At 71.3% G+C, this 24,568-nt stretch carries 11 protein-coding genes; 9 read left to right on the plus strand and 2 right to left on the minus strand.

Going from position 1 to position 24,568, the window contains the following annotated elements; all coding sequences use genetic code 11:
- Positions 1–5 precede the first annotated feature (5 nt).
- The 5 genes from D7V80_RS41845 to D7V80_RS19620 all read left to right on the plus strand — a co-directional run bounded on the left by D7V80_RS41845 (position 6) and on the right by D7V80_RS19620 (position 12,335).
- The gene (locus D7V80_RS41845; protein ID WP_158616668.1) at positions 6–1,022 is read left to right on the plus strand and encodes a hypothetical protein; all 1,017 of its coding nucleotides are present in this window, start codon (positions 6–8) and stop codon (positions 1,020–1,022) included.
- 6 nt (positions 1,023–1,028) lie between these two features.
- Positions 1,029–6,023 (plus strand): hypothetical protein, encoded by a 4,995-nt coding sequence (locus D7V80_RS19605; protein ID WP_120589597.1) that lies wholly within the window; start codon positions 1,029–1,031, stop codon positions 6,021–6,023.
- A 62-nt stretch (positions 6,024–6,085) separates the two neighbouring features.
- Positions 6,086–10,687 carry a hypothetical protein gene (locus D7V80_RS19610; RefSeq protein ID WP_147447145.1) on the plus strand — a complete coding sequence of 1,534 codons (4,602 nt, stop codon included), beginning with the start codon at positions 6,086–6,088 and terminating at the stop codon, positions 10,685–10,687.
- A 35-nt stretch (positions 10,688–10,722) separates the two neighbouring features.
- Positions 10,723–11,916, plus strand: coding sequence for a GNAT family N-acetyltransferase (locus tag D7V80_RS19615; RefSeq protein WP_199738757.1), 1,194 nt, complete (start codon positions 10,723–10,725; stop codon positions 11,914–11,916).
- Positions 11,898–12,335, plus strand: coding sequence for a serine O-acetyltransferase (locus D7V80_RS19620; protein ID WP_120589599.1), 438 nt, complete (start codon positions 11,898–11,900; stop codon positions 12,333–12,335). Before D7V80_RS19615 ends, D7V80_RS19620 begins: the two co-directional genes overlap by 19 nt.
- A gap of 4 nt (positions 12,336–12,339) precedes the next feature.
- Here the strand turns inward: D7V80_RS19620 and D7V80_RS19625 are convergent, their stop codons facing one another.
- Entirely contained in the window at positions 12,340–13,398 is a 1,059-nt protein-coding gene (locus D7V80_RS19625) for a triacylglycerol lipase (RefSeq protein ID WP_120589600.1), read from the minus strand.
- A 675-nt stretch (positions 13,399–14,073) separates the two neighbouring features.
- Between D7V80_RS19625 and alaS the strand changes: the two genes are divergently transcribed.
- The 4 genes from alaS (at position 14,074) to D7V80_RS19650 (ending at position 23,124) form a co-directional block, all read left to right on the plus strand.
- Positions 14,074–16,767: an alanine--tRNA ligase gene (gene alaS, locus D7V80_RS19630; RefSeq protein ID WP_120589606.1), complete on the plus strand. Its 2,694-nt coding sequence runs from the start codon at positions 14,074–14,076 to the stop codon at positions 16,765–16,767.
- Entirely contained in the window at positions 16,764–17,429 is a 666-nt protein-coding gene (locus D7V80_RS19635) for a hypothetical protein (protein WP_120589601.1), read from the plus strand. The genes alaS and D7V80_RS19635 overlap by 4 nt, the downstream gene beginning before the upstream one ends.
- On the plus strand, positions 17,426–22,396 hold the full coding sequence (locus D7V80_RS42855) for a TIGR02266 family protein (RefSeq protein ID WP_233585516.1): 4,971 nt from the start codon (positions 17,426–17,428) through the stop codon (positions 22,394–22,396). The genes D7V80_RS19635 and D7V80_RS42855 overlap by 4 nt, the downstream gene beginning before the upstream one ends.
- A 104-nt stretch (positions 22,397–22,500) precedes the next feature.
- Positions 22,501–23,124, plus strand: coding sequence for a hypothetical protein (locus D7V80_RS19650; RefSeq protein WP_120589602.1), 624 nt, complete (start codon positions 22,501–22,503; stop codon positions 23,122–23,124).
- Positions 23,125–23,182: 58 nt separating this feature from the next.
- Here D7V80_RS19650 and D7V80_RS19655 read toward each other — a convergent pair whose 3' ends face one another.
- Positions 23,183–24,520 (minus strand): glutamate--cysteine ligase, encoded by a 1,338-nt coding sequence (locus D7V80_RS19655; protein WP_120589603.1) that lies wholly within the window; start codon positions 24,518–24,520, stop codon positions 23,183–23,185.
- Positions 24,521–24,568 lie beyond the last annotated feature (48 nt).

A 24,568-nucleotide genomic window follows, 5' to 3' on the forward strand; every position in this document is an offset into this window, starting at 1 on the left:
CGCTCGTGGCCGCGGGAGTCGTGTCCGTGCTGGGCGCGGGTGTGAGCGCCCACGCACAGACGGCCCTGCGTGCGAAGGGCGCCACGCGGTCCGCGCCGGAGCGCGTGCCCCAGGAGGATCCATCCGTGAACGTGCCCGAGCAGTCGGGGTGCCGCGTGGACGCGCGCTTCTCCGGGCTGTGGCCTCGCGTGGACGCCGTGACGTTCCACCCCACCACGCTGGAGGAGCGGACCGCGTTCTCGAAGCTCATCCCCGCGTTGCTGGCCGCGGCGCCGAAGCAGAAGGACGTGCCCCCGGAGCTGACGAACGTGGCCGCGTCCGTGGGCTTCTTCCTGGAGACGTGGACCACGCCGCGCGACACCTTCTGGGTGCTGCGCGAGCGGCCGGACGGCTACCACGGCGCGGGCGCGTATGTCATCCGCACGGGCGAGGCCACGAACGACGTGGTGCAGGTGCCCCACCCGTACTTCGACATCGGCACGGAGGACATCGGCTCCGCCCTCTTCGTCTGCCCGCCCGAGGGCCGCGCGCCGCGCCTGTTCATGACCGCCACCGCGCACCGCTACAAGGGCACGCCCGGTGAGACGCCCGAGGATCCGGAGCACCCCGCGGACGTCGCGCACAACGCGGAGCACCTCTTCCAGACTGTGACGGACCTGGCCGCGCGGCAGCTCGTCGCGCCGCACGTGGTGCAGCTGCACGGCTTCGGCGAGTCCAAGGTCCAGAAGGGCCGCACGGAGAAGCTGGCGGCGGTGATCAGCGACGGGACGCGCAGGCCCGGGCTGTGGGCCCGGAAGGTGGCCACACCGCTGGAGGAGGCGCTCGGCCCTGGAGTGAAGCTGTTCCCGGACGGCGTGCAGGTGCTCGGTGGGACACAGAACGCGCAGGCCCGGCTGCTCCAGTCCTATCCGCAAGCCCGCTTCCTGCACCTGGAAATGTCATCCCGTACGCGCAAAGCGCTGGCGACCCCGGCGCGTCTGGACCGGCTGGCCCAGATTCTGTTCGCACCCTTGGAGGACTGAGCGCCGATGTTTCCTGTTCGACGCCGCGCCCGTTACACCCTGCTCGTGGGAGCGCTCGCGGCGCTGCCCGTCATCGCGCAGCCCGCCGTCTCCCAGCCGTCCGTCATCGCCCGCAGCCAGGAGGGCATGGCGTGGCAGCCGCGCGCCATCCGGGGACCGGTCGCACTGGAGGACCTCCGGGGCCACGCGCCCTACGTGCCGGGCGGCATTCCGCAGGTAACGGGCGCGATGGAAGTGACGGCCCAGAAGGGCGCGGCCGTGTGGCTGGGCCCGCTGGACGTGGTGCGCGTCACCGGCCCCGCCGGGGCGCTGCGCTTCACCCGCGTGCCTCTGTCCGAGGGCGGCGAAGCCCCCGAGCTGCGCGTGGAGGAAGAGGGCGTGTCGGAGCGTCCGGGCCGCTGGTACCTGGCGGAGCCCATGGGCGCCGGCAGCATCTGGTGGGTCACGGCGACGAAGAACGCCCGCATCGTGGTGGAGCGGCCCACGCACACGTCCACGGCGCGCACCGAGGAGCGGATGCGGGACGCGCTCCTCAAGTGGGTGGATGGCAAGGGGCCGCGCCCGGCGCTGGCGTTCGACGCGGCCACGCGAGCGCGGCTGGACGTGGACGCGGCGCTGGAGGCGGAGCTCGTGAAGGGCGAGCCTGAGTCCTCGCCCTTCCGGACCGCGGTGCGCGACTGGCGCAAGGCCTCCGCGCTGCGCGAGTGGGCGCTGGTGTCACCGCTCTACGGACGGGCCGTGCGCGTGGAGCGCCCGCGGCCCACCGGCGCGGAGGTGGTGCTGGACGGAATGGATACGCCCTGGGTCCGGCCGGAGGGGAAGGGCTCGACCTGGGCGTTGGAGATGGAGGGCCCGGGCGTGCTGTCGCTGGAGGCACGCGCCGTGCTGGGCGATGGCTCGCCCGCCGAGGCGCCGACGGTGGAGGTGTACGGCGTGGGCGGAGTGCTCGCGCAGGCGCAGCTCACGCCGCAGCCCGCGTGGGCGGAGGCCGCCGAGGGCGCGGCGCTGCCGGACGGGCGCACCGCGCGGGTGCTCGCGTCGGGTGAGCGCGTGGGCATCGCGGAGGAGATGCGCGTGGCGCTGCCTCCGGGCAAGCACAACTACGTCGTGAGCTGGAAGGGCCCCGCGCCGCTGATGCGTGCGCGCGTCGCCACGCGCCGGCCCACGCTGTCCGAGGCGCTGTCGCGCCAGACGCACTGGACGGAGCTGGCGGAGAAGGCGTGGGAGGTGGTGAAGCAGGACCCCGCCGCCCGTCCTTCGCTGCTGCGTCAGCGGCTGGTGGCCCTGATGCCGGACCTGGCGCGCGGCACCTACGGACGCATCAAGACGGAGGGCCTGTCGCCGCTGCTGACCGTGATGGCGGCCCTGGGTGACGGCGACACGGACGTGGCGGTGGAGGCGCTGAAGGGCGCGGATGCGTCGCCGCTCGCGTGGCACCTGCGGCTGCTCACCGCGAAGAAGCTCCTGGACGCGAACAAGCCGGACGTCGCGCACGCGCTCCTGGGCACCGCGCCCGCGCTGCCGGACGCGGGCTTCCTCACCGCCGAGGCGTCGGAGCTGGTGGCCCGCCTGCCGCTGGGCGACCCGCTGCGCAGCCGCGAGCTGGCCGCGCTGGAGCTGGCATGGCGCGCGGATCCGCTGTCCGAGGACATCCGCCGCAGCTACCGCACCGCGTGGTGGCGCACGAGCCGCTGGTCGCAGGTGACGCCCGCGCTCCGCGACGACGGGACCGAGGTGAAGGCCTCGCACTGGCTGGACCTCCAGGGCATGGAGGCCGACGCGTCGATGACGGGCAGCGCGCTGTGGCCGCTCGCCGCGGGCGGCACCACGCACGTGCAGGCCACGGGACTCGCCGAGGCCCCCACCCTGCTGCGCGCCTACGTGATGACGCCGCCGGGCGCGAAGGCGAATCCGGTGCTGCGCGTGGGGAGCAACGCCTTCCCACTGCTGCCGCTGTCGGCGGTGGAGCCGGTGGAGATTGCCCTGCCGCCGGGCGAGCACGCGCTGAAGCTGGAGGGCGTGGAGGGCACGCGCGCGTTCCTGTCGCTCGCGCCCGCGAAGGCGGCAGGGACGCCGGGCGAAGTGGGCTACGTGCGCTCGCAGTGGCCGGTGAAGGTAGGGAAGAAGGCGGTGCGCTTCCGGGTGCCGGACGCGAAGCTGCCCTCTCCGGTGCGCGTGCAGCTGCGTCCGTTGAATGCCACCGCGGGCAAGCCGCTCGTGGTGCGCATGAACACGGACGTGGGCCATCCGCGCCGGCTGGTGCTGATGCCTGGCGCCGCCAGCCCGCGCCACGTCGCGCTGGAAGGCGCGAAGGGAACGTCGTCCGCGCCTTTGTCCGCGGTGGTGACGCTGCCCGCGCAGGCGCGCGAGGTGTGGTTCGAGCCCGAGGATCCGAAGGCACAGCTCGCCGTCTCGCTGTCGGTGCGCCGCGCGGAGGTGGCCACGTCCGAGGAGCCCCCTGCCCTGCCGCGGCCGCCGCAGGCAGGGACGGCGTACGAGACGCTCCAGGCGCTCTCCCGCTCGCTGCGCACGGGACCCGAAGACGTGGAGCCGCGCCTCGCGCGCGCCGAGCTGCTGTCGTCGTTGCAGGAGGACGGCTTCGCTCGCGCGGACGTGGGCCGGCTGCTGGACGCGCAGGTGAAGCTGACGCCGGAGCAGCAGCGGCGCCTGCTCGCGCTGATGGACCGCCTGTCGCAGACGGCTCCGCGCACGGTGCGCTTCACGCAGGCCATCACCCAGCCCACGCTGGTGTCCCCTGCCTTCCCGGCGCTGGACACGGAGGGAGCGAAGCTCGCGGCCACCAGTGCCCAGGCCCGCGAAGGCCACACGGACGCGGCGCTCGCGGCGGTGTCGGGAGACAAGAGCCTCGCGGGCCGCTACCTCCGTGCTCGACTGCTGTCGGCCTCGGGTGAGGACGCGGCGGGCGCGCTGGCCATGGCGGCGCTGTACCGCGAGACGGGCTTGCCGCAGGTGGGCCTGGAAGCGCTCGGCATGCTGGAGCGTCTTCAGGACTCGCCGCAGGCGTGGAAGGACGGCGGTGCGCCCCTGGGCGCGGCGCTCGCGAGCCAGCTCCAGGCGTGGGCGGATCATCCGGATGTCCGCCGCATGCGCTTCACCGCGGGCCGCTGGACGCGCTGGGAAGGTCTGCGCGACGCGGAGGAGACCGCGGGCTCTCTCCTCGCTACGTCGGAAGCCGGCACGGACGACGAGGACGTCGCCATGTCCGTGCGCAAGGCGCTGCTCGCCCCCCCGTGGAAGCTGTCGGAGGCGAAGCTGCTGCCCGCCGGGGCCTCGCGCGTGATGAGCCTGGTGGTGAAGCAGCCCCGGCCCCTGGGCGCGGAGGTCCTCTGCGGCACCACCCCGCGTCCGGGCGTGGACGCCACCGGCACCTGCTCGTTCGCGCTCCGCGTGGACGGCCGCGTGGTCCGCGAGCTCCAGGTCCCCGAGGGCGAGACCGCCATCCTGGGCACGCGCCTGGACGTCCCCGGCCGCCACCAGGTGGAAGTCGTGATGGCGCGCGCAGACACGCAGCAGACCGGCCTGGTGCGCTTCGTGGAGTCCGAGGAGGCCAACACCAACGCCCGCGTCATGGCCGCCCCGCAGCCCCTCTCCCTCCTGCGCAGCCGTCCGGGCGCGCCGGTGGTGATGACCGTGCTGGGCCCCACCGCCCTGCGCGTGCGCGCCACCGCCCTGGCCCCCACCGCGGGCCGCGAGTTGCTCCTGCGCAGCACGCCGCTGCCCTCAGGTGACGGCACCGGGGGCTCCAGCGCGGAGGAAGGCCCGCTCATGCACCTGGGCCTGCCCGAGGACACCGACCCCGGCCTCCAGGGCGCGTCCCAGCCGCTGGGCCGCATGGGCGAGACGTGGCTGCTCCTGCCCTCGCGCGGTCCGCACCGCGTGAGCCTGGAGTCTCCCGCCGGTGAAGCCCTGGTGCAGGTGCAGCTGGGGGTCGCCGCGGATCCGAGCGCGCTCGCGGCCCCGTCGTGGGCCCAGGGCACCACGGGCCTGGAGCCGCTGCCCTGGCCCGCGCTGCCGCCTGGCCTGTCGCTGCTGCCGGAGGGCATGCCTCCGGAGGCGCGCACCGGCGGCCTGGGCATGGTGTCCGCGGAGATGGGCTATCGCAGCGAGGACGTGGAGGAAGGCGAGCTGCTCAACCGCCCGCTCCAGACGGGCCTGGAGGTCCGCCTCTCCCTGCGCCGTGAGCTGTCCCCGGGCCGCGCGTGGCTGCGCTTCACGCCCGAGGCGCGCTACCCGCTGAACCAGTCCGCCGTGCTCGGCGGCACCGTGGCCGGCTATGTGAATCAACTGCCCGGCGACCTGCGCCTGTCCATGCAGGGCTCCGTGTTCTCGCAGACCATCGACGGCACGATGCGCTGGAGCGCGCGGGGCCGCGTGGCGGCGGACCGCTACGTGCGCCTGTCCCCGGACGTGGGCCTCATCCCCGGCCTGGGCCTGACGCTGGAGTCCATGCAGGGCGGCAGCGCGACAGACGCCACGCGCTACGACCAGAACGTCTACTGGCTCTACGGCAAGGACCACCCGAGGCGCCTGTCGCCCCGGCTGTCGCTGCGCTGGCAGCCCTTCCAGGACCACGTGGCCACGCTGGGCATGTCCGCCGTGAGCAACGCGAACTTCTATACGGTGGACAACGCGGGCGCCTACGCGAGCTGGGCGGCGCTCCTGGGCGGCAAGCTCCAGGGCACGCGCGTGGAGCTGGGCTACGGCGCGTCACAGCGCTTCCAGGATGATCACCGCGCCACCGCGTACCTGCGCCACCGCGTGTCGGGCCGCCTGGATTGGAACGTGTGGATGGGCAAGGGCGGCAACCGGCTGATGCTCTTCGCGGAGGACCGCGCCTTCCTCTCCGGCCCGTACGGAATGCAGAACATGTTTTCACTCGGAGCGCGGTGGGACTGGTCGGGTGGACGTGGGTTGCAGGACGTCACGCCCACCGAGGAGGAGTTCGAGGAGCTGCTCGATGAACGACGTTTGCAGCCCTGAGGGAGCCTGAGCTGTCCTGCTCCGAACGCGTGCCTGGGAGGGCCGGGCAGGTTTCTCAAGCAATGAATAGCTCTGGCCGCGACATGCACCTGGCGAACGAACCTCTCGAGTCCCAACTGCTGGAAGCCCTGCCCCCGCTGCACCGTCGTGTGCGCGGGGCCCAGGTCGAGGTCCTGGCCCAGCGGCTGGTGGAGTCGTGCCCTCGCCCCGCCGGCCTGGAGGGCCTGGCCCCGTGGCTGGGCGTCGCATTGGAGGCCCTGGAGACGGAGCTGGCCGCGGTCCACGCGGAGATCGTCCAGTTCACCCGTCAGCACAACGAGGCGCTGGATGACGCCGCCCGCCGCCAGGTGCTGGTGGAGCACATCAAGGCCACGGTGAAGGACCGCAAGGACCGCAAGGAGGACCTGCGCGCCCTGGACCGGTGGATGGGCTTCGATGCCCTGCGCGAGCGGCTGGAGAAGCGCCGCCACAAGCTGCTGATCGAAGAAGAGACGGCGCTCCGCGCGCTGACGGGCGTGCTGGGCAAGGCCCACGCGCAGGAGCTGCAACCCGCAGCCGTGCCGCTGGCGAGACAGCTGCTGGACCGCGCCGTGGACGCGCCCCGGGCGCAGAACCGCTCCGCCGCGCTGGAGGCCTTCCGGCAGCTCGCGCAGACGGTGCCGGGCGTCGCCGCGTCGCTGCCCGAAGTGGGCCCCACGCTGACGAGCCTCGCGGGCCAGGAGGACGTGAGCCCGTTCTTCCAGGCGGAGGCCCTGCGCGCGCTGCTCACGGTGGACGTGCTCGAGGGCATCACCCTGCTGCGCCAGCGTCTGCGCGCGAAGGCCCCGTCGGAGAAGGACTTCCTCTTCCGCCGCCAGGTGCTGGAGCAGTGCGCGCCGCTCTTGTCGGAAGAGCACCGCATGCCGCTGCTCACCGAGGTCGCGCACCACGACCCGAGCGAGTACGTGCGCATGGGCCTGTGCGCCCTCATCGCGCAGCGCCCGGATGGCCAGCCGCTGCTGCGCCGCCTGGCGGGCCTGGAGCAGGTGCCGGCCGTCGCGGGACGGACGCTGTCGGAGCCGAGCCCGCGCGTGCGCACCGCCGCCGTGCTGGCCGCGGTGGACGCGGCGCTCGCGGAGCCGAAGGTGAAGGGCCCTGCCCTCCAGGTGCTGGTGGACGTGCTCGGACGTGACACCGCGCCGCTCGTGCTGCGAGTGTCGTGCGAGCGCGCCGCCGCGCTGGCGGAAGCGCTGGGCGCCGCTGGCCTTGGCCCCGCGCACGCGGCGCTGCTGGACGCGGTGGAATCCCTGGCGACGCAGCCGGGCGCCACGGGGCCGGTGGTGGAGGCCGCCGCCGCCGCCGCGCAGGTGCTGCGCCGGGTGAAGGACCCGGTGCGCCAGGCGTGGACGGCGTTCCTCGCGGGCCGCGTCTCCAAGCTCCGCCCGGGCAGCCGCACGCGCATCCCGCTCCAGCCCACGCCGGAGAACCTGCCGCCGATGCCCGAAGGCCCCGCGTGGCTGGGCGCCATCCTCGCGGACCTGTCGCAGGACGGGCACGGCCTGTACGCGGAGCGCACGGACAAGACGCTGACGCTGTGGCACGGCGACCGGCAGGAGCGCCGCCTGTGGCGCATGTGGCACGAGCTGGGCCGCCCCGCGCCGAACAAGCGCCAGGCGTTCCTGCACACCACCGGCCGCGTGATGTCCGGCACGCTGCGCGCGCACCCGGGCCACCTGGACGAAATCACGGAGACGCTGGTCCCCGGCGAGCGCGTCCACGTGGCGAGCCAGGGCAGCTGGGGCCGTCACCTGCCCACGGTGGACGACCTGCTGGACATGCCGCTGTCGAAGGACGGCAAGGTGCACCTGTTCAGCAGCCACGGCGAGACGGTGCTGGTGCCGCCCGCCTCGCGCCTGCGCCGCCTGACGAACCGGCTGAAGGTGTCGAAGGACTACCGTCGGCTCGCGTCGCTGCGGCTGGACTCGCTGGGAGGCGAGGAGCCCCGCGAGCGCCGCCGCTTCGTGGAGCAGGTGGAGCGCGAACTGGGCGTCCAGGTGCGCTTCACGCCCTACGGTCAGCACAAGCAGGTCCCTTCTCCGCTCGCCACGCTCTTCCACGAGCCGGAGGCCGCGCCGAAGCCCACGTCCACGCTGCACACGCCCGCGGTGCTGGGCCTGCAGAGCGGATTCCTGGCGCTCCTCACCGAGCGCATCATGGAGAACGAGGGCTACTTCCTCGGAATGGGAGGCAACGGCATCGCGGCGCTGGGCCTCTTCACCGCGGCGCTCTTCTCCATCTTCCTGGGCGACACGTACGTGAAGCGCCAGAGCGTGCGGAAGTCGCGGGAGAAGATTCCGCTCGTCATCGGCGGCTGGGGCACGCGCGGCAAGTCCGGCACGGAGCGCCTGAAGGCGGCGCTCTTCTCCGGCATGGGCTTCGAGGTGTTCGCGAAGACGACGGGCTCGGAGGCGATGTTCGTGCACAGCGCCCCGGGCGCCGGGCCGTCCGAGTTCTTCATCTTCCGCCCCTACGACAAGGCCACCATCTGGGAACAGAAGGACATGGTGGAGCTGGGCGCGCGCCTGGGCACGGAGGTGTTCCTCTGGGAGTGCATGGCGCTGCAGCCCAACTTCGTCGAGCTGCTCCAGAACGACTGGATGAAGGACGACTTCGCCACGCTGACCAACGCCTATCCGGACCATGAGGACATCCAGGGTCCGGCGGGCATCAACGTCGCGTCCGTCATCACCAACTTCATGCCCAACGGCGGCCGGGTGGTGACGACGGAGGACCACTTCCTCCCGCTCTTCAAGCAGGCGGCGAAGGAGAAGGACACCACGCTGCTGCACAGCGCGTGGTGGGAGGCGGAGCTGATTCCGGAGGAGTTCCTCGCCCTGTTCCCCTACCGCGAGCACCCGCGCAACATGGCGCTGGTGGCGACGCTGGCGGAGCAGCTCGGCGTGTCGCGGTCGTACGCGCTGGCGCTGATGGCCGAGCACGTGCAGCCTGAAATCGGCGTGTTGAAGGTCTTCCCGCCGGCGAAGGTGCGCGGGCGGCAGCTCCAGTTCATCAACGGGCACTCGGCGAACGAGCGCACGGGCTTCATGAACAACTGGATCCGCACGGGCCTGGGGGACGTGGATCCAGACGCGAACCCGGAGCGCGCGGTCATCACGGTCATCAACAACCGCTGGGACCGCGTGTCACGCTCGGAGGTGTTCGCGCGCATCATGGTGGAGGACGCGCCCGCGGACCGGCACGTGCTCATCGGCACGAACCTGGAGGGCCTCCAGAAGTACGTGCGCGACGCGCTGGACCGGCACCTGCTGAGCACGGAGGTCGTCGCGGCGGAGGAGGTCTCGAGCCCCGAGGGCCAGGCCCGCGCGGAGGCGCGGCTCGCGAAGGAGCTGGCGAAGCTGAAGGTGCCGCGTCCCACGACAGCCACGTTCATGGACCGGCTGGAGCGGTACGCGGCCGGCGCGGGGCTCCAGGCGACTCCCACGCTGGCGCTGACCGCCGCGGTGGAGAAGGCGCTGGAGGGCGGAGACGACGACGTGGGCGTGGAGAAGGTGCGCCGCGCGCTGGAGCGCGAGGTGGGCCCGCTCATCGACGAGGCGCTGTCGCCGGCATCGCGCGCGCAGCCGTCCTCGCTGCCGGAGGTGCTGACGGCCGCGACGCAGGACGAGGTGCGCGAGCACGCGCTGTACCTGCTGGCGCGCATGGCGGTGCACGCGCGGCTGAAGGCGCTGCTGCCCCGGGGCGAAGCGGATGCGCAGGGCCGGGTGAAGGCGTTCCACGCGAAGTTCCGCGACGCGTACAAGGCCATGATGCTGGAGCAGCTGGTGCCGGTGTCCGACTCGCAGGCGACGGGCGACCAGGTGGTGGACGCGTGCGCCCGCTCGGTGGCGCCCGGGATGCAGGTGAGCATCATGGGCGCGCAGAACATCAAGGGCACGGGCCTGGACTGGGTGTACCGCTGGATGGCGCTGGACCGGGTGACGACGGCGCTGAAGGCGCTGGAGGGCACGTCGGTGGAGGCGCGGCGGCGGGCGCTGGAGTCGCTGGAGACGTTCGACGACTCGGGCTTCGTGGACGCGGGCCTCGCGCGCACGGTGCTGCCGGGGCTCGTCAGCAAGGCCGCGTCGCCGGACGAAGCGGACCGGCTGCGCAAGCTGGCGGAGCGCTCGCGGGCGCGGCACGAGTTGAAGATCGCCGCGCTCACGCACACCGCGGCGGGCGGCGCGACGCAGGTGGTGGTGCGCAAGCTGGAGAAGGTCTTCGACTACCTGGACAGCGTGACGCGCCGCCGGCTGAGCGAGATGTTGCTGGAGGACCTGGAGACGGGCCGCGTGTCGCATGCGCGCGCGGCGGTGGAGACGCGCAAGCTGTACGAGCGCCAGAAGGGCGGCTGGCTCTTCCGCGGCCTCAAGAAGCAGCCGAAGCTGGTGCCGGTGGTGGAGGCGCCCACGCCCGTCATGCCGGCCCCCGCGGAGGCGGTGTTCAAGACGACGGTGGAGCTCCCCAGCACCAGGGTCCCGGTGCAGGTGCACCACGTCCCCCTGGACACCAACGCGCTGACGAAGCTCGAGGGCCCCGTGCGGCTGCGCGACGAGCCCTTGAAGAAGCAGGGACCGGACGTGCTGGGGCCCGAAGCGGCGGATGACGCCGGCGAGCCCCTGTCCTGAGTCCCCCTGAGCGAGAGACCCGAGGAGCGATGTTCATGGAGGAGAGTCCCATCACGGACGCGGTGCTCGGGGAACGCGTCCCATCCCGTCCCCGCCTCAATGCGGTGGAGCCGGTAGCGCGCGGGCGCGTGGAGCCCTTGTGCGTGGCGGAGGTCCGGAGCCTCGCCGCCTTCAATGCCTTGGAGGCGGAGTGGAACGCGCTGGTGAAGCGCGTGGACGACCAGGTGTTCTACCGGCACGAGTTCGTGCGCTGCTGGATTGAAAACTTCGCGCCCGGTGCGGCCCTGCGCATCCTGACCGCGAGGAACGCGCTGGGCATGCTGGTGGCGGTGCTGGGGCTCCAGGAGGAGCAGGGCCACCAGTACGGCGTGCCGGTGCGGCAGTTGTCGTCGCTGACGAACAAGCACTCGTGCCGCTTCGACCTGGTGGCGGAGGAACCCAAGCGGGCCGCGGTGGTCTTCCTGTCGCATCTGATGGGCGACCCCAGCTGGGAGGTGCTCCGGCTGTCGGACGTGCCGGAGGGTGGCGCGGCCTGGGAGCTGCTCAACGCGGCGAGGGGCGCGGGGATGCCCTGGGGCGCGTGGCCGAGCGCACGCTCGCCCTACCTGGTGTTGCCTTCCACGGTCGCGGCGTGGACGAAGGGTCGGAGCAACGCGAAGCCGCTGCGCAGAAGGCGCAGGCGCCTGGAGGAAAGGGGCCGCGTGGAGGTCGAGCGCGTGGCCGAAGTGGAGGGCCTGGGGTCGAAGCTGGAGGAGGCCTTCGCACTGGAACAGAGCGGCTGGAAGGCGCAGGAAGGCACGGCCATCGCGCAAGCGGAGCACCGGCGCGGCTTCTACACGGGGCTCGCGCGCACGGCGGCGGAGCGCGGCTGGCTGGGGTTGTATTTCTTGCGATTGGACGGACGGGCCATCGCGTTCCAGTACGGGCTGGAATACGCCGGCCGCTATCTGGCGATGAAGCCGGGCTACGATGAAACCCTGGCGGAAGTGAGCCCGGGACACCTGCTGACGGAGAACCTGATCCAGGACTGCATCGGAAGAGGCCTGGGCGAGCTGGACTTGTTGGGGGACGATGCTCCCTACAAGCGCGAGTGGACGGAGCAGGTCCGGCAGCACCACTGGCTGTTCATCTACCGGGACACATGGATGGGGCAGACATTACAGCGCTCGAAGTTCCGCTGGGTCCCAGTGGCGAAAAGGATGGTGGGCAGATGGGTCCGACGGCGCTGACGTTCTACCGGGCCGCGAAGCGGCTCCAGGCGCTCCCGAGGCTCGCGAACATGGTGGCCACGGTGGGCGACCGCCTCCACAACAGCCACGTGGACACGAAGGCCGTGCTGCACCCCACGGTGGAGCTGGGCTACGGAGGCATCGGCGTGATCATCGCGCCGGGCGTGGAGATTGGAGAGAACAGCTTCATCTCCCAGAACGTGAGCCTGGAGCCCCTGCCCGGCGTTGACGGAGTGCCGCGCGTGGGCCGCGACGTCTACATCGGCGTGGGCGCGCAGGTGCTGGGCCCGGTGGTGATTGGCGACGGCGCGAAGATTGGCGCCAACGCCATCGTGCTGGAGGACGTGGCGCCGGGGACCACCGTGGCGGGGATCCCCGCGCGCGAGCTGAAGCAGAAGGCCCCGCCCACGGGGACGTGAGGCTTCAGCCGCCCTTGGGCATCTTCAGCGCCATCGCGACCAGCGAGAGGGTCAGGTCCTCGGGCTGGTAGGGCTTGAAGGGGTTCAGCGTCGTGCCGGTCGAGTCCAGGTGATCCAGGCCGGACAGGGTCACGGACTTGGAGCCGGGGATGAACGCGTCCTGCGGGAGCACCAGGCCGTCCGACTTCACGCCGTAGCGCTGGTGCATGTACTCCTGCATGGCGAACAGCGGCGACGTCGGGTTCGCGGTGGTGGAGGCCATGGAGACGGTGGGGATGCCCGGCGGCATCGGGTGCTTCGCCAGGAACTCCTTGCGCGAGTCGTACGTCAGGTCCTCACCGGCCTGGATGCTGCCGCCGAGCGCCTCGACAGCGCCGCCCACGCCGTAGCGCACGAGCGGGTTATCCAGCAGGTCCTGCGCCATGGGCGAGCCGCCGTAGGGCGACTGGATGGTGACCAGGGCGCGCACGTGCTCCTGGAGCTCGGGGTACATCGACAGGGCCGCCGCGGAGTCCAGGCCGCCCTTGCTGTGACCGATGAGCACCACCTGCTTGCCGTTCTTGGAGGCCTCGAGCACCGCCTGCCGGACGATGGCGGCGTTGTGCTCCACGCCCATGTCCGTGTCCACGGGCACGCGGCCGACCTGGAGGCCCTGCGCTTCGAGCGCGTCCAGGTTCTTGTCGAAGTAGAACTGCTTGGGCGCGGCTTCAGAGAGCAGACCGCCCACGGCCAGGAACACGCAGTTCTTGGCCTCGGGGGGCATCACGTTCTGACCCGCGCGCACGGCCTGGTTGAGCTTCATGAACTCCGCGGTGGAGTCCTTCGCGGGCGGATACGCCTTCTGGATCCAGCCGATCTTGTCCGCCTCGCCCTTGCCGGGCCAGGGGATGGGAAGGCGCAGGGCATTGACCTGCTGCGACCCCGCCGGAGCCACCGCCGAGAAGCTGTCCCCCTTCACGATGGCGTTGAAGCCCTGCGCGCCCTTGGCCCGGGCAGGAACTTCCGGAGCGACCCGCGTCTGCGTGGACGGAGTGAGGCTGGAAGGGCGCGTGACCTGGACCATGAGGGGACCTCGGGAGGGGGAGCCGAGTTGAGCAGCAGGGAGGCTTGCCTACATTGTCGGTCAATGGCGCCGGGAGTTGCGTGCCCATTCCAAGGCCGTGAGAAGCCGAGACTCAGAGCATGTGTCGCAGCGCGGCGAACTCCGCGGACTACGGTTGATCAGGCTCCCTGCCCGGCCCGTCTTTGATCGGGGCATAGACCGTGAACAGCAGCTCCGCCCCAATCCGCAGCAGCGCGGCCATCGCGTCGCGGGAGACAGGAGACAGCGCCGCAATCGGCTGCGAAATCAGACTGGATCCCCACGTCCATCGTCCGGGTCTCGCAAGCACCCCAACGCTTCCGGGCATCCGCGGGAAGGTTCTCGACCACCCGCACAAGCCAATGCAGTCCCTCCTCCACGGACTGCGGCTGCTCGCGGTGCTCCAGAGTGGCTTCGGTGTCCGTCACCCGGAGGACGAGCATGGACGGCTCCAACGCCTGGACCAGCTCACGAACTCGCAACCGGCACACCGGGCCAGGAACCTGGGACTCCAAGCGTTCACAGCAGGCCACCCACCCCGCCCCTGGCCGCTCCCCTGCCCTCCTGTCGTCAGCCCTGCCTACATGCCCCGTCTCACTGGGGATGACCCGTCCAGGAACTGCTGCGCCCGGCCCTCTTGTGGCATATACCCACACCATGCCTTCCGCCCTCACCGCCTCCCAGATCCGCGAGGCGTTCCTCCAGTTCTTCGAGGAGCGCGCCCACCGCCGTGTGGCCTCCTCTTCGCTGGTGCCCGTTGGCGACCAGACCCTGCTGTTCACCAACGCCGGCATGGTCCAGTTCAAGGACGTCTTCACCGGCCGCGAGCAGCGTGACTACCGCCGCGCCACCACCTCGCAGAAGTGCGTGCGCGCCGGCGGCAAGCACAACGACCTCGACAACGTGGGCTACACCGCGCGCCACCACACGTTCTTCGAGATGCTCGGCAACTTCTCCTTCGGCGATTACTTCAAGGCCGACGCCATCTCGTTCGCCTGGGAGTTCGTGACGAAGCGCCTGGGCCTGTCCATCGACCGGCTCGCCGTCACCGTGTTCAACGGCGAGAACAACATCCCCTGGGATGAAGAGGCCTTCGACCTGTGGGCGAAGGAGGGCGTGTCTCGCGACCGCATCCTGAAGCTCGGCTACAAGGACAACTTCTGGGCCATGGGCGACACCGGCCCGTGCGGCCCCTGCTCTGAAATCCACTACCACCAGGGCGACGACATCCCCTGTGTCGAAGAGGCCGCGGGCCGCAAGTGCCAGGGCGTCGCGTGTGATTGCGACCGGTGGCTCGAAATCTGGAACCTCGTGTTCATGCAGTTCGAACGCAAGGAGAAGGACGCGCCCCTCATCCCGCTACCCAAGCCGTCCATCGACACCGGCGCCGGCCTGGAGCGCATCGCGTCCGTCGTCCAGGGCAAGCGCTCCAACTACGACACCGACCTCTTCCAGGGCATCCTCTCCACCGTCAGCCAGCTGTGCGGCAAGCCCTACACGCAGGAGACCGGCGCGTCCCAGCGCGTCGTCGCCGACCACGCCCGCGCCACCGCGTTCCTCGTGGCCGATGGCGTCCAGCCCTCCAACGTGGCGCGCGGCTACGTCCTGCGCCGCATCATGCGCCGGGCCATCCGTCACGGTGACCAGCAGCTGGGCATCAAGGAGCCCTTCTTCTTCAAGGTCGTGGACCGCGTCATCGAGCTCATGGGCGACGCGTTCCCCGAGCTGCGCGACGGCCGCACCTTCATCCTCGAAGTCGCCAAGCACGAGGAGGAGGGCTTCCGCCGCACGCTCGACCGCGGCCTCAAGCTGATGGACGAGGAGCTGGCCAAGCTCCAGGCCTCCGGCGGCAAGATGATCTCCGGCGACGTCGTCTACCTGCTGCACGGCACCTACGGCTTCCCGTGGGACCTCACGCAGATCATCGCGCGCGAGCGCGGCTACGACGTGGACCTGGAGGGCTTCAAGGTGCTCCAGGAGAAGGAGGCCGCCAGCCAGGACTTCCACGGCGAGAAGAAGTCCACCACGGAAGTCTTCCAGACCATCCTCTCCCGCACCGCCTCCACCCAGTTCCTGGGCTACGACGGCGAGGGCCACGAGGGTGAAGGCAGCGTCATCGCGCTCGTGCAGGACGGCGTGGAGGTGCCTCAGGTCTCCGCGGGCGCCACGGTGGACGTCGTGCTGGACCGCACGCCCTTCTACGGCGAGTCCGGCGGCCAGCTGGGCGACACGGGCCGCATCGTCGCGCACGGCGGCAAGACCGTGGTGCAGGTGAAGGATGCGCAGCGCCCGGTGCAGGGCCTCATCGTCCACAGCGTGGAGGTGAAGGAAGGCTCGCTGAAGGTCGGCGACATGGTGCAGACGTCCGTGGACGTGGAGCGCCGCAAGTCCATCCGCGCGAACCACTCCGCCACGCACCTGCTGCACAAGGCGCTCAAGCGCGTGCTCGGCGAGCACGTGAAGCAGGCGGGCTCCGTCGTCGCGCCGGACTTCCTGCGCTTCGACTTCTCGCACTTCTCCCCCGCCACCCAAGAGCAGTTGGAGCAGGTGGAGGACCTGGTCAACACCTGGGTCCGCGACAACGCGGATGCGCAGACGCGCGTCATGAACATCGACGACGCGAAGAAGTCCGGCGCCGTGGCCATGTTCGGTGAGAAGTACGGCGAGACGGTGCGCGTCGTCACCGTGCACCCGGAGTCCACGGAGCTCTGCGGCGGCACGCACGTGAAGCGCAGCGGCGACATCGGCCTGTTCAAGGTGACCAGCGAGAGCGGCGTCGCGTCAGGCGTCCGGCGCATCGTGGCCGTGACGGGCGTGGGCGCGCTCCAGTTCGTGCGCGAGCAGGAGCACGAGCTCAAGAAGGTCGCGGCGCTGCTCCGCACGAACCCCAAGGAGGTCGCCACCCGCGTGGAGGCCACCCAGAAGCGCGTGAAGGAGCTGGAGCGCAAGGTGGAGGAGGTCTCGGTGAAGGCCCAGTCGGCCTCGCAGAAGGACCTCCTGGACCAGGCGCGCGAGGTCAACGGCATGAAGGTGCTGGCCACGCGCGTGGACCCCGCGGACGACAAGGTGTTCCGCGGCATGGCGGATCAGCTGCGCGACCGCATCGGCTCGGGCGTCATCGCCATTGGCGGTGAGAAGGACGGCCGCGCCGTCATCCTGGTGGCGGCCACGAAGGACGTCGTCGCCAAGGGCATCAGCGCGGGCAACCTGGTGCGCGAGATGGCCAAGGAAGTGGGCGGCAAGGGCGGCGGCAAGCCGGACATGGCGCAGGCCGGTGGCCCGGACGCGGACAAGCTGCCGGTGGCGCTCGAGAAGCTCTTCGAGTTGGTGAAGGGCGCGAGCCCGGCGTGAGTCCTCGCGCTTCATCCCGCCCCCTGGCGTTCCTGACGGCGGCCCTCCTCCTGGGGGGCTGCACGAAGGAAGCCTCCACGCCTGAAGAGGGCCAGGAAGCCGACGCGCGCACGATCCAGAAGCTGCGCGCGGAGGCGGACCGGGTGAAGCAGGGCGGCGCCGTGGCCATGCGTCCGCAGCCGCCCCAACGCGAGCCGGAGGAGTCGAAGCTGGCGGGCCTGGCCGCGGGCATGGGCGACAGCGGCCCGCGCAAGCTGCGGCTGCCCGAGCGCAATGACACCGTGCACGTGGACACGGTGGCGATGAAGGTGACGGGGCTGGAGGCGTCGCACTCGGTGAAGGGCTCCGGCAAGGCAGGGCTGAGCCTCACGACGGAGGACCTCTTCCTGCGCGTGGAGCTCATCACCCAGAACGTGGGCGGGATGCCCGCGCCGCTGACGCTGGAGGGCGTGAAGCTCACGGACGCGAAGGGGCAGACGTATCCGCTGGCGCGTGACGCGCAGGCGGTGGCCGGCACGAAGCCCCTGCCCTCCACGTGGGACCCCGCGCAGCGCACGGAAGTGGCGCTGCTGTTCGAGGTGCCACCGGACGCCGTTCAAGACGATGGGCTGGCGCTCGTGGTGCAGGGCTCCGGCGGGGACGTGCGGATTCCCTTGCGATGACCGGGTCGGCCCCCAAGCTCCTCCCCCTGCGCATCCGCCTCCCGTACACCGGGGAGGAGGAGTTCATCGAGCGGTATGGCTCGAACGTGGGGCGCGGTGGAGTGTTCGTGGCCACGCGAGCGCTCAAGCCGGAAGGCACGGGGCTGGCGTTCGAGTTCGTCCTCGCGGACGGCACGCGGCTGATGCGCGGTGAAGGCGTGGTGCTGAAGGCGGACGCGGGGAGCGCGCGCACCGGGATGACGGTGCGCTTCACCAAGCTGGACGCGGCGAGCAAGGCGCTCATCGATCGCATCGTCGCGCGGCGGAGCGGGACGGAGGTGGCGCCGCCGGGGCTGGTGCGACGGACTCCCGCCGTGAATCCGGCACCGCCTGCGTCAGTCAGCGAGGCGCCGGCACCGGTAGAGCCTCCGGCGAAGGTTGCCCAGGAGGAGCCGAGGACGCGCGCCGCGCCGCCGAAGGCGTCCATGACGTTGCCGGCCGTGAAGCTGCCCGTCGCGGAAGAACCGTCGCCGGACCTGGCGGAGCCGGATGAGCCGGTGTCGCTGTTTCCGGAGGACGCGGTCGAAGAGGAAGAGGGGCTGGCGCCACTGCCGGCGGTGGACTTCCCGCGGAAGCCGCAGAGGCGTCCGGTCGGCCTGGATGCACAACGGGCGACCCAGGAGATGTTCACGGTCCAGCCGACGACTCCCGTGTCCAGCGGAGTCCAGGCCACGGAACGGACGCCCGCGCTCTCTGGCACCTTCGCGGCCGTGAGGGCGCCGGAGCCTCCCGCGGAGCCACAGCAGGTCCAGGCGGAGACGAACGCGCCGACGGATTCAGCGCGTGCGGAAGCTTCGGCATGGGACTCGACTCCGAGCACAGCGGACGCATCGACTGCTCCAGAGGCCGATGACGGTCGCGTGGAAGCGCTGTCCTCGGTGTCTGAGGGGGACGCCTCCGTCCCGGATGCACGCGAGGACGAAGCGCTTCCACCGGAGCCAGAGGCATCTGGCGTTCCTGATGCTGCCGAAGCAGCCGCGCACCACTTCACTCCCGCGTCAGTGGACGCGTTTGATCCGAACGCCGTACTGGGAGCCGCGCACGCTCCCGAGCACTCCGGGTGGAGCGCTGAGTACGCGACGGAGGAGCCTGGCGACACGACCTCCGCGCTCGCGGACACGCCAGGCGAAGCGGAACCGGCACGCGTGGAAGCGACAGCCGTGTCCGGCGAGACACAGGCGGACTCCGACCCGTCGTTCGACTTCGACGTCGACCTCAACATGGAGTCGGAGGAGGCCCCCGCTCCCGCGGAGTCCGGTCCAACGTTCGCTCCGGACTCCCATGCGACGGAAGGCGCCGAGGACGCGACGAGCCTTCCGGAAGAGAGTCGTTCCTGGGCTCCCGCGGACTCCACCGCCGTCAGCGCCCACGAACCGCTCCATCCGGAGGCGAGCTCGGAAGAACACGAAGCTCAGGCTGTGTCGGACTCCGACATCGAGGGAGTCGATACCGAAGCAGTGATTCCGACGGCGGAGGAGTTCTCGGCCGCCCCGGCCTTCGACGCCGCCGAGGAAGCGGCCACGAAGGAGACGCTTCCGCCTCCAGAGCCAGTCGCGACGCAGAGCCAACGGGAGGCCGAGCGCCTTCGCGCATGGGGCATCGACCCGGACTCCCTTCCGCGCGCGCTCGGCACGGACTCGGAGGACGTGGATCCGTTCAGCGCGGCGCTTGAACAAGCTGTCGGTGACACGAACACCGACGAATCGAGCACGGAGCCCGAGCGCAACACGCAAGCCGTCACGACCTCCGCGCCTCCACGGGAGGAAGAGGAGGACGCATCGACGGTCGTCGTGGTCGAGCTTCCGACCGAGGATGCATGGACGGCGCTCGTCGGATCCTCTGCGCTCTCTTCATCCGAAGACACGACTCCGGCGCAGGCTTCGCCCGAACCCGAACCGGCGTCGGTCCAGGCTCCAGAGCACGAAGAAGCACTCGCTTCGGTGCTGGCCGCGGAGCCTCACGAAGAGACGCGGTCCGCGTCCCCGGTAATACCGGCCACGGTGACACCCGAGGAGACTCCGCCTCCGACGGCGTTCACTCCGTCGGCCCTGGACTCCTCGGATGCGCTCGCGTCCGACACGAAGCCGCCCGTCGAGGAATCGACCCCCATCCATGCATCACCGGTCGCTTCGAGCGAGGCTACCCAGCCCACTGCAGCAAGCGCGCCCAGCAGCGACGAAACCGCCACTCCGGTCAGCACGGCCGAGGAACAATCGCCAAGCGAATCCGCTGCCGCGCAACCCTCACGGGACAACGAAGCGTCCGGTGCGGACAGCTCGACTTCGGAACAACTGCCTGCGCGGACCTCCGCTGAGCCACAGCCCGCCCCCGCCAGCGAAACCACCGCACAGGTCGGTACGCCTTCGCAGCAGGCCTCCGTCACGGAGCAGTCGCCTCGCTCCAGCGAAGCCACGGCGCCAGTCAGCGCGGCGTCGGAACAACCGCGCCCCCAAGCATCGGCCGAGACAGAGACTCCGCGTTCCAGCGAGTCCACCGCGCCCATCAGCGCGGCGTCGGAACAGCCGCAGCCACGCGCATCGGCCGCGACAGATTCCCAGCACGCCAGCGAAGCCTTCGCGCCCATCAACGCGGATTCGGAACAGCCGCGTCCTCAAGCATCGGCCGCGACAGAGTCCCAGCGCTCCAGAGAATCCACCGCGCCCATCAGCGCAGCGTCGGAACAGCCGCGTCCTCAAGCATCGACCGCGACAGATTCCCAGCGCTCCAGCGAAGCCATCGCGCCCATCAGCGCGATGTTGGAACAACCATCTTCCGCGGCAGCATCCCCGGGCTCCAGCGAAGCCACCGCGCCCACCAGCGCGGCTTCGGAACAGCCGGCTCCTCAAGCATCGACTGCGCCAGATTCCTCGCGCGCGAGCGAAGCCGCCGCCCTTATCAGCGCGGCGTCGGGGCAACCATCTTCCGCGGCAGCATCCCCGGGCTCCAGCGAAGCCACCGCACCCACCAGCGCTGCTTCGGGACAACCATCTTCCGAGGCAGCATCCCCGGGCCCCAGCGAAGCCGCTGCGCTCATCAACTCGGCGTTGGGACAAACATCGGCCGCGACAGACTCCTCACGCGCCAGCGAAGCCACCGCCCCCACCAGCGCGACGTCGGGACAGCCGAGTCCCCAAGCATCAACCGCGACAGCCCCCCCGCGCTCCAGCGAAGCCAGCACGGCCGCGTCACAACCGCCGTCCCAGCCCGCCACCGCGCCCCAGTCCCCGCGCACCGACGAAGCCGCGCCGCCACCTTCCGCTGACGCACAGAGCAGCGCAGCCACCGCGCGCAGCCGCCGCCGCACGTTCTTCGACCTGGCTCCCGCCGTGCCCTTCACTCCGCCCTCGGCGGCGGAGGTCGTGCTCGGCATCGACGTGGGCACTTCGCACGCTCGCGTCGCCGCGCTCATCGACGGCGTCGCCACGCCCATCCCCATCCCCGGCACCGACGGCTCGGGCCTTCCCTCCGTCATCGCGGTGAACGGCGCCGGAGAGTTCCTGGTCGGTGCCGCCGCCCTCGCCGAAGCCGCCCGCGCTCCCCGCCGCGCCGCGACCGGCCTCAAGCGCCTGCTCGGCATGCGCGCCCGCTCCCCCAACCTGCGCTGGCTCTCGCCGCAGCTCTCCTTCCCCGTCGCCACCGACCGCCAAGGTGACGCGGGCGTGGAGCTCGATGGCCACCACATCGCGCCCACCCTCCTCACCGCCATGCTGCTGCGCGAGCTGCACCAGGCGGCCACCACGCACCTGGGCCGCAAGGTGACGCGCGCCGTGCTCTGCGCGCCTTCGCACTTCACCGAACGCCAGCGCGCCGCCCTGCGCGAAGCCGCCGCCATGGCCGGCCTGGACGTGCCTCGCGTGCTCACCAACAGCGCCGCCGCGGCGCTCGCGTACGCGCACGGCCGGGGACTTGCTCGCAAGCGCGTCCTCGTCGTGGACCTGGGCGGCGGCGGCCTGGAGGTCTGCGTCGTGCAGGTCACCGGCGACGACCTGGAGGTCGTCACCACCGGCGGAGACCCCACCCTCGGCGGCATGGACTTCGACGGCCGCATCGCCGAGGCGCTCGTCAGCGACCTCGCCGAACAGGGCCACCCCCGCCCCGAGCACCTGCTCGACTGGGGCCCCCTGCGCACCCTCGCGGAAGCCACCAAGGAGACCCTCTCCACCCAGGACAGCGTGGACGTCACCCTGCCCACCGGCCCCGGCCCCAAGCTCGACCGCGAGCGCGTGGAGGCCCTCACCGCCGACCTCGCCCAGCGCGTCGTCTCCGTCACCCGCGAGGTGCTGGAGTCCAACGCCCTGTCCCCTCAGGGCCTGGACGCCGTGCTCCTCGTGGGCGGCCAGTCCCGTTCACCGCTCGTGCGCCGCCGCCTGGAGGAGAGCCTGGGCGTGCCCGTGCGCGACGACGACGTGGACGCCCGCACCGCCGTGGTGCGCGGCGCCGCGCTGCTCGGTCACGCGCTGCTGCTGTCGGAGACCGGCAAGCCCGCCGCCAGCGTCTCGGAGGTCCTCACCGCCCCCATCGGCGTCGCCGAGGACGCCGGCACCTTCCGCCGCGTGCTGGAGCGCAACACCCGCCTGCCCACCGCGAAGACGCTCGTCATCCCCATCACCGTGCCCGGTCCGCTGGCGCTCGCCTTCTTCCAGGGCACCGCCGCCACCGCCACGGAGAATGAATGGCTCGGCGCCCTCACCCTCACCGTGGAGCGTCCCGGCGAGGTGGAGGTGCACCTGGAGCTGTCCACCGACGGAACCCTCGCCTTCAGCGCCACCCTGCCCGGCGCGAAGCGGCAGCCCGTGACGCTCGCGAAGGAGGAGCTGGACGACGCCTCCCGCGATGCACTCATCGCCCGCTCGCCCTTCCACACCGAACCGGAAGCCCGGCCGAGCGGCCTGCTTTCCGGTTTGAAGAAGCTCTTCGGCCGGCGCTGAGGCCCTCGGCCTCCTGTCTCCGTCTCACGGGCGGGTGCGCTGTCCGGCCCTTCCGTCCCAGCTTCCATTCCAGGTCCCACACTTCAAGCAGGAGGAACCTGGTCATGAGACGGACTTCAAAGGTGGCAGGACTGGTGGTGGCCGGAACATGCGTGGCGGGGCCGGCCCTCGCGATGGACGCGAGCGAGGTGTCGCGCAAGCTCAGCTTCAGCGAAGAGGACGCCACGGCCGGCCTGGACGTGGGCGTGGGCCTCGGCGGCTTCACCGGCGACCTGGGCGACGAGACCGGCGTGGGCGCGCTCTTCAACATCACCGCCAACGCCCAGCCCTGGAAGTACATCGGCGTGGAGGTCGGCTACGAAGGCCAGAACATCCCCATCGACGATGCTCGCGTCCTCGGCGGCAACCACATCTGGCGCAACAACGGCTCGTTCCTGGGCAAGCTGGGCCCCGTCGTCGACCACAAGTGGCACCCCTTCGTGGGCCTGGGCCTGGGCCTGAGCTACCTGCACGCGTCCTCGGGCTCGCAGGACGTCTACAACAATGACTGGCAGACGGAGATGCCTCTGGCCGCGGGCATCGAATACCGCATGGGTCACCTGTCCGCGGGCGTGCGCGCCACCTACCGCCTCGTCGGTGGCGAGGAGCTGTTCGAGGTCCCCGGCACCAGCGACGACGCGAAGGGCAGCCTCTTCAACGGCAACCTCACCGTGGGCGGCCGCTTCTAGCCCGCCGCCTCGGCTTTCGCGTCCGCGGGACTTAAGCCCCCGCGGACGCGTCACGTCCTCACAGCTCGAAGCGGGACATCAGCACTTCCGGACGCGGATCTTCCTTCCACGCGTCCAGCACCGCCTGCGCCGGCGACCGGCCCGAAGCCGCCACCGCCTCCAGCGGCGCGAGCAGCGGCGCGTCCTCGGGGTCCAGCCGCTGCAACCCCCGCTTCGCGATGGCCACCAGCTCCCCGGCCAGCCGGTGCAGCTCGCGCGGCCCCAGCTTCCCGGCCAGGCCCTCGCGGCGCGCGGTGTCGTGGAAGGCCAGGTGCTCGGTGAAGGTGAGCCGCGGCAGGAGCAGCTCCGCCTCCTCCAGCGCCTGCGCGTCGTAGAGGATGCCGCGCCAGAGCGCCCCCAGCGCCCCCGTCATGGCCGCGCTGCAACAGTCCGCGCCGCGCACCTCCAGCACCTTCTTGAGCCGCACCTCCGGGAAGAGCGTGGACAGGTGGTCCGTCCAGTCCCCCATGTCCGGCGGCTTGCCCTCGTAGCCCTCCTTCATCAGCTGGCGGAAGGTGAGCTTCGGGTGGCGGTACTCGCCCTCGCGGCGCAGGAACAGGAGCGGCGCGTCCAGCGCCCAGTCCACATAGGCCTGATAGGAGAACGAGCCGTCGAACCACGACGGCAGGTAGCCGCAGCGCGTGGGGTCCACCTCTTCCCAGACGCGGCTGCGGAAGGACATGTACCCGGACGGCTTGCCCTCCACGAGCGGGCTGTTCGCGTACAGCGCCACCAGCAGCGGCGACAGGCGCGCCACCGCCACCGTCTTGCGCACGCAGTCCGCCTCGTCCGCCCAGTCCAGCGACACCTGCCCGGTGGACGTCATCAGCATCATGTTCAGCGCCAGCCGGCCGCGCTCCGGCAGCGTGCGGCGCATCACCTGGTAGCGCGTCTTGGGCATCCAGGGCATCTCGCCCGTCGTGCCCACCGGCCGGTAGCCCAGCGCCACCAGCCGCAGGCCCATCGCGGACGCCGCCGCCTTCGTCTCCTTCAGGTGCTCCAGGTTCTCCTGGTGCGCCTCCCGCGCCGTGCGGAACGGGCTGCCGGACAGCTCGAACTGCCCGCCCGGCTCCAGGGAGATGGCCGCCATCCCGCGCTGCAGCGCGATGACCGGCGACTCGGGCGTCTCCCGGAAGCGGTCGTAGCCGCCCGGGGCGATGCGCTCCAACAGGGCGCCGATGCCGTTCGGTCCCTCGTAGGGCGGGGGCTGGGCGGACCCCACGGGGTAGATGAACTTCTCGTGCTCCAGCCCCAGCCGGTGCTGGGTCCGGGGCTTTTCCCCTTTGCGAAGCTCTTCCACCAGGGGGGTGGCGGAGGTGAGGGGCTCGGAGGCCACGCGCTTGAGGTCGAGGGACATGAGGGCGCCCTATATAACGGGGGCCGTTGGCCTTGCCCTCATTTGAGC

This window comes from Corallococcus sp. CA054B (assembly GCF_003611625.1).
Lineage (GTDB): Bacteria > Myxococcota > Myxococcia > Myxococcales > Myxococcaceae > Corallococcus > Corallococcus coralloides.

Coding starts and splice junctions, on each gene's coding strand:
- D7V80_RS19605 (WP_120589597.1), top strand. CDS start 1,029: ATGTTTCCTGTTCGACGCCGCGCCCGTTACACCCTGCTCGTGGGAGCG.
- D7V80_RS19610 (WP_147447145.1), top strand. CDS start 6,086: ATGAATAGCTCTGGCCGCGACATGCACCTGGCGAACGAACCTCTCGAG.
- D7V80_RS19615 (WP_199738757.1), top strand. CDS start 10,723: ATGGAGGAGAGTCCCATCACGGACGCGGTGCTCGGGGAACGCGTCCCA.
- D7V80_RS19620 (WP_120589599.1), top strand. CDS start 11,898: ATGGGTCCGACGGCGCTGACGTTCTACCGGGCCGCGAAGCGGCTCCAG.
- D7V80_RS19625 (WP_120589600.1), bottom strand. CDS start 13,398: ATGGTCCAGGTCACGCGCCCTTCCAGCCTCACTCCGTCCACGCAGACG.
- alaS (WP_120589606.1), top strand. CDS start 14,074: ATGCCTTCCGCCCTCACCGCCTCCCAGATCCGCGAGGCGTTCCTCCAG.
- D7V80_RS42855 (WP_233585516.1), top strand. CDS start 17,426: ATGACCGGGTCGGCCCCCAAGCTCCTCCCCCTGCGCATCCGCCTCCCG.
- D7V80_RS19650 (WP_120589602.1), top strand. CDS start 22,501: ATGAGACGGACTTCAAAGGTGGCAGGACTGGTGGTGGCCGGAACATGC.
- D7V80_RS19655 (WP_120589603.1), bottom strand. CDS start 24,520: ATGTCCCTCGACCTCAAGCGCGTGGCCTCCGAGCCCCTCACCTCCGCC.